Genomic DNA, 6,007 nt, shown 5'->3' with positions numbered 1-6,007 from the left:
TAGGTCGGGAAGTCGGCGAAGGCACTCAACCGAAACCGAAACAGAAAAGACGGGAGAAGTCTCCATTCCGATTCCCCGATATTCGGAAAGCGCTCGCTGATTTCTCGTTCCCCGGTTCTTCCGTCGGCTCCGTGGTAGCTTCTCGCGGAAAGAGGGGGAAGGGTGTTCGGGGTGCGGTATACGGAATGGGATTTTCGGTACGCGTTGGGGAGGCTGGGGTTTTATTCGGACGGGCCGATCAGAATCGGATATCGGGCGGCCACCGTCACCGGTCCCGCGCGCATGTCGGACGGAACCCGTGTGTGGGTACGGGTGGGCACCGTGGCCGACCACGTGGTGTGGATGCGTCCGGAGGCCATCGAGGAGGCCTCCCGAGAGCTGTCCTTCCTCGTGCCCATGCCCCACGTCCTGGGCAGCTTCACCTGGTCGAGGCCGGATGTCGACGAGGGTGTCGATCGCCGAGCGCGAGCGCACGTCTTCGCCTACGTGGAAGGCGCTCCCGTCTCCCCTGAGCCCATGATCCGGGAGGACCCGTCGGTGGACGAGGTGTGGTGGGACGACCTGCGTCGAGCCCATGACCGGATCTCCGAGGCCGGCTGGGCGGGGCCAGGGCAGTCGGAGCGAAGGGTACGTCGTTGGGTCTCCTCCCTGGCGGGGGAGAGGTTCGCCGACACCGAGATCGAGTGGATCCCGCAGCACAACGACTTCCACTGGCAGAACCTTCTCGCCCCGAAGCTGACGGTCGTCGACTGGGAGGGCTTTTCCCTGGCCCCGGCCGGTTCCGACGCGGCGCATCTGTTGATCTACAGCCTCGCCCATCCCCCTACCGCCGACCGTGTGCGTGATCTCTTCTCGGACGTTCTTTCGGGCGAATCCGGAGAACTGGCACAGGTGTTCGCCGCCGCGAATGTCCTGACCGCCGTGGAGAACGGATTCCACGACGATCTTCGAGAGCCGATCAGAGACCACGTGAAGAGTCTTCTCGCCGATTGATCCCTCTTCGGTGGCTGCCGGAGGCCGGCCGAAAATCCGCGGAGCCGGGGTGCCCCGCTCACCCGGGGCCCGCTTCCGACCCGAGCCTTCCCTTCGACCGATGGGACCACCGCCCATCGCAACCCCACATTCCCGTCCACCATGGCTGGAGAGACCCTGATGACCGACACGAGCACCCTGACCGAGGACACGATCGCCCACGCGCGCCACACACTGGCCGATCGCCTCTGCGCCGAGGGGACCATCACCGACGCGGCCGTGGAGGAGGCCTTCCGGAACGTGCCCCGGCACGCCTTCCTGCCCCACGCGAGTCTGGAGGAGGCCTACTCCGACACGATCGTCTCCATCAAGGACGACGAGAGTGGCAGGTCGCTGAGCTGCGCTTCGATGCCCGGCGTCGTCGCGTCGATGCTGGAGCAGGCCCGGATCGAGCCCGGGGCGCGCGTCCTCGAAGTGGGTGCCGGTACCGGATACAACGCCGCTTTGCTCGGGCGCATAGTGGGGGAGCACGGCCGGGTGGTCACCATCGACGTGGACCGGGACCTCACCGACGACGCGGCCGCCCGTCTCGCCGAGACCGGCGCGACCGACGTGGAGGTCGTACTCGGGGACGGCGCTCTCGGATACGAGGCCGGGGCACCCTACGACAGGATCATCGCCACGGTCGGCTCGCACCGGATCCCCGCGGCGTGGCTGAGGCAGCTCGCTCCCGAAGGTCGGCTCATCGCCCCGGTCCGGGTCGCCGGAGACGTCTCGTACAGCATCGTGTTCGAACGCGACGGTGAGAAGTGGGCGAGTGTCGACGCCCGACCGGCCACGTTCATCCCGTTGCGGGACTCCGTGGAGGAGGACACCCGTGCCTACCGGTCCATCACCGGTGATGACAGGGTCACCCTTCAGGTCAACCGGGAGCAGCGCGTCACCGACGAGCAGGTGCGCGGCGTACTGGACGAGCCCTCGTCCCTGGTGTGGACCGGCGTCACCATCGGTGGGATGGAGCCCCGGGACAAGGTGTGGCTCCGGCTGGCGCTGCTACTCGACAACTCCGTCTCCCGCATGTTGGTCGAGCGCGCCGCGATCGTCTCAGGCCTGGTCGCCCCCGGCCTTCCGTGGGGGGACATGGCCTCGGTACCCGTCGATGAGCGGGGGCTGGCCTACCTCACCGCCCGGGCCCTCACCGCTGATCCGCGAGGGGAGTGGGAGTTCGGGGTGGTCGGCCACGGAGAGGCCGGGCGAAGGCTCGCGGAGCGGATGGCGGACCTGATCCGGGGGTGGGAGCGCACCGCGAAGGTCGGCTTCGAAGTGCGCCTGGACGGCGAGGGCCGGACGAGTCTCGACGTGACCTGGGATTGAGGCCGGCCGGGGTGCTCTGGAGGAGAACGCCCCGGCCCGCGGGTTCCCTCCGGCGGAGAGCGTCGGCCACCCACCGCCGGAACGCTCGAGGAGGGGCCCTACTCGAAGAAGCCCACTTCCGCCTCGCGCCGCGCACGGCCTGTCCGCCCCTCGTGGACGAGGGTGTCCAACAGGGCCAGGGCATCGGTGGAAGGCTCGTCGGCGGGGAAGTAGACCTCCAAGCGATGGTCCGGGGTATCGGCCTGGAGCCAGACCTGGAAGTGGACCGTCAGCGCGCCCACGAGCGGGTGCCGCAGGCGCTTGGTCCCCTGGGTGCACGCCTTGACCCGGCCGGACGCCCACATCGCGGCGAAGTCGGCGTCCTTCATGCACAGCTCGCCGACGAGTTCGGCCAGGCGGGTGTCATCGGGGTACTTGCCGCTGATCAGCCGCAGATAGGCGACATAGGTGCGGGCCTCCGCCTCCCAATCGGCGTAGGTCTCCCGCACCCGCGGGTCGAGGAAGAGCAGACGCGGCAGCGAGGGGCGGGTGTGCGGATCGTCGGTGTCGAAGGGCAGGTGCGGGGCCAGGAGCGCGTGCCCGGTCGGTGTCCAGGCGAGCGCGTCGTTGCGCCGGCCCAGGAGTACGGCCGGCCGGTTCCCGAGCGATTCCAGCATCGTCAGGGAGCGCGGGTCCGGATGCTCGGGGAGTGTGCGCGGAGCGGCCTTCACCGGGGAGGGCCTGGCCAGATCGAGCAGATGCTCGGTCTCCGTCCGCGATAGGCGCAGCGCGCGTGCGATCGCGAGAAGGACCTCGTCCGAGGCGTTGTGGGCCTGGCCCTGTTCGAGGCGAACGTAGTAGGCGACGGAGACCCCCGCCAGGTGGGCGACCTCTTCACGGCGCAGGCCGGGTACCCGCCGACGTCCGCCCCGGTACTCGACACCGGCCTCGGCCGGGCTCAGGGCGTCGCGACGCGACTTCAGAAAGCCGCCCAATCCACCTGAACCGCGCGGGCGGGACGAACCACTCATACGAGCCAGGGTACGTGGATCCTCCACGTTCAGCCTGACCCTGTCGGTGGTACGCACGGCGATCACACGATCAAGGGGTGTCTGGTCGCCACGGCGAACGCGCATGAGACTGGCCGTCGGCGACACGACCGGCATCACCTCTATGTGCGCGGCGTCGCCCGGCCGCCGATCGTCGCGGCCCACTCGATCCGCTGAGGAAGGACCCATGAACGACCACCGCTCCACCGCGCTCATCGTCGGTGTCAACGGCATCGTCGGCTCGGAGATCGCGCGCAGGCTCGCGATCCGCGACGACTGGGACGTGCACGGCCTGTCGCGCTCGGCCCACGAGTTTCCGCCGAGGGTGCGCCCGATCCTCGGCGACCTACGGGACGCTCAGAGCCTCGCCCCGGCCCTGAAGGACGTTCGGCCGACCCACGTCTTCTTCACCGCCTGGTCGAGGCAGGAGAACGAGGCCGAGAACATCCGCGTCAACAGGGCCATGACGCGCAACCTCTTCGAAGCGCTCGCCCCGGCCGGAACGGTGCGTCACGCCGCGCTCATGACCGGGTTGAAGCACTACATGGGCCCGTTCGAGGCCTTCGGCACCGGCGAGATGAGCGAGACCCCCTTCAGAGAGGAATCCGCACGGCTGGACGTGCCGAACTTCTACTACGCGCAGGAGGACGAGCTGTTCGCGGCCGCCGAACGCGATGGCTTCACCTGGAGCGTCCATCGTGCGCACACCGTCACGGGGTACGCCGTCGGCAACGCGATGAACTTCGCGCTCACGCTCGCCGTGCAGGGGGCGATCGCCCGCGAGACCGGTACCCCGCTGATCTTCCCCGGCACCGAACTCGTCTGGAACCACCTCACGGACGTCTCCGATTCGCGGGTGGTCGCCGAACAGATGATCTGGGCGTCGACCACCCCCGGCATCGGTGATGAGGCGTGGAACGTGACCAACGGCGAGATCTTCCGCTGGCGCCGGCTGTGGCCGCGCCTGGCCGACGCTCTCGGTGTCGACTGGGAGGGCCCCACCTCCGAGCCCCGTCCACTGGTCGCGCAGATGGCCGGAAAGGAAGGGCTCTGGGAGGAGATCGCCGACCGGTACGGGCTCAAGGAGCGCCGGCTCGACCGGGTGGCGTCGTTCTGGCACACCGACAGCGACCTCGGCGTGGAGGTCGAGGTCGTCGCCGACATGACCAAGAGTCGGCTGGCCGGGTTCGATACCTATGTCGGTACCGAACGGGCCTTCCTCGACCTGTTCGACCGTTACGAGGCGGAGGGCCTGGTGCCCACGCGGCCTCGCCGGGCCTGATCGTCTTCGAGACCGGCCGGGGCGCTCTCCTCCAGGGCGCCCCGGCCGGTTTTCTTGGACGGGGCGTGTCGGTGGGCGATCGATGCTCCCGACCTCGTCGAACCACCCTGACCAGGGCGTTTCGCGGTGTGTCGAGAGCACATCGATGGTGGTCGGCGCACACACTGAGAACCGTGTGATGTCAGATGCCCACAGAAAGGGATGAGCCGTGGTTCCCGTTCCCACCGCCATCGCCGTGCCGCTGGCCGCCTGTGCCCTCGTGGCCTCCACCATCGCTCCAGCGCACGCCGCCACCGAGGGCGCTCTCGCCTGGACCGTGGAAGGGGGATCCGAGGTCGTCGTCGAGACCCCGGAACTCGGCTGCGCGGCCGTTCCCGAGGAGGTCCGCTCCGCACCGGAGAGGGTCTCCAGGTTCCACAACGCCACGGACACCGTCGTCCACCTCATCGGAGTCCCGTGCGACCCCGCTCGGGAGGGCGGCGTGCCCAGCGACGCCTTCGAAGGCGAGTACCTGGTGGTCGCCGCCGGCGGAGTGGTCGGATCGGGCTCCGCGCTGGAGCGGGCGAAGTCCGTCATCGTCGGCGACCCCGCCTGAGGCATCTGGGCGGGCCGCCCGAACGGTCACCTGCCGAGGCCCCTCAACGCGTCGATCCTCGCCCGGTCCGTTCCCAACCGTTCCAGGATGTCCAGAGCCTGCCCGCCGCTCTTCCTGAGGGCCTCCCACTCAAGGATCCAGGCCCCTCTTTCGACGATGCCCTTGCACCTTCCCTCCAGATCGAGGTCGCCCCTTTCCAGCACATCCTCATGAGCGACACCGGAAACGATCTGGAAGATCACCTCGAAGAGGACCGGCTTCACGTGTGACGGGGGATCGCAGGCCAGGGCGGCCATCGCCAGTGAGACCGTGGCCTCGGCCGCTTCGAAGAGCCGCCCCTGGACGAAGACCGAGTTCTCGATATCCCAGTAGTGGTTCATCGCGTCGTCTTCGGAGGCCTGCGAGACGAGCTCGATCATGCTGTCGGGAACAAAGGACGCGTCGCCGGTCAGGGTGTGCAGGGCGGGCCAGTCCCAAAGACGGGCCTCGATCCGGACCAACTGGGGATTCACTTATCTCGCTTTCGTGGGAGGGGCGACGGGAATCCGGTCACCTCATTGAACACGCACTCCCCGAGTGCCGGGGAGCCTTCGAAGGTTCTGGGGCCATGGCGATCACGACGTCGTTCGTGGCCGGCCGTGAACGTTATGGGAAAGGGGCAGAATCGTCGTATGCGACGAACACGGGCGTGGGCACGCACGATCTCCCCCTTGACGCCGACGGTACCGGGCACGTTTCCGGCGTGGCCCGGTCTCC

At 68.5% G+C, this 6,007-nt stretch carries 6 protein-coding genes; 4 read left to right on the top strand and 2 right to left on the bottom strand.

The window, feature by feature from the left end; all coding sequences use genetic code 11:
• Positions 1-282: 282 nt before the first annotated feature.
• A complete protein-coding gene (locus TR33_RS25260; RefSeq protein WP_042285955.1) occupies positions 283-993 on the top strand; it encodes a hypothetical protein in 711 nt (236 codons plus the stop codon).
• Positions 994-1,152: 159 nt separating this feature from the next.
• Positions 1,153-2,346: a methyltransferase, FxLD system gene (fxlM, locus tag TR33_RS25255; protein ID WP_042285954.1), complete on the top strand. Its 1,194-nt coding sequence runs from the start codon at positions 1,153-1,155 to the stop codon at positions 2,344-2,346.
• Between the two features lie 98 nt (positions 2,347-2,444).
• On the opposite strand, the gene TR33_RS25250 is transcribed toward fxlM, so the two are convergent.
• A complete protein-coding gene (locus tag TR33_RS25250) occupies positions 2,445-3,356 on the bottom strand; it encodes a helix-turn-helix domain-containing protein (protein WP_042285969.1) in 912 nt (303 codons plus the stop codon).
• A gap of 205 nt (positions 3,357-3,561) precedes the next feature.
• Between TR33_RS25250 and TR33_RS25245 the strand changes: the two genes are divergently transcribed.
• Positions 3,562-4,656, top strand: coding sequence for an SDR family oxidoreductase (locus TR33_RS25245; protein ID WP_042285952.1), 1,095 nt, complete (start codon positions 3,562-3,564; stop codon positions 4,654-4,656).
• Positions 4,657-4,864: 208 nt separating this feature from the next.
• Positions 4,865-5,251 (top strand): hypothetical protein, encoded by a 387-nt coding sequence (locus tag TR33_RS25240; protein ID WP_042285950.1) that lies wholly within the window; start codon positions 4,865-4,867, stop codon positions 5,249-5,251.
• 26 nt (positions 5,252-5,277) lie between these two features.
• Here TR33_RS25240 and TR33_RS25235 read toward each other — a convergent pair whose 3' ends face one another.
• A complete protein-coding gene (locus tag TR33_RS25235; RefSeq protein ID WP_159068824.1) occupies positions 5,278-5,763 on the bottom strand; it encodes a hypothetical protein in 486 nt (161 codons plus the stop codon).
• Between the last annotated feature and the right edge of the window lie 244 nt (positions 5,764-6,007).

Origin of the sequence: Nocardiopsis alba (assembly GCF_000710955.1) — a bacterium.
Taxonomy (GTDB): domain Bacteria; phylum Actinomycetota; class Actinomycetes; order Streptosporangiales; family Streptosporangiaceae; genus Nocardiopsis; species Nocardiopsis alba.
This window is presented reverse-complemented; position numbering and strand designations above follow the sequence as displayed.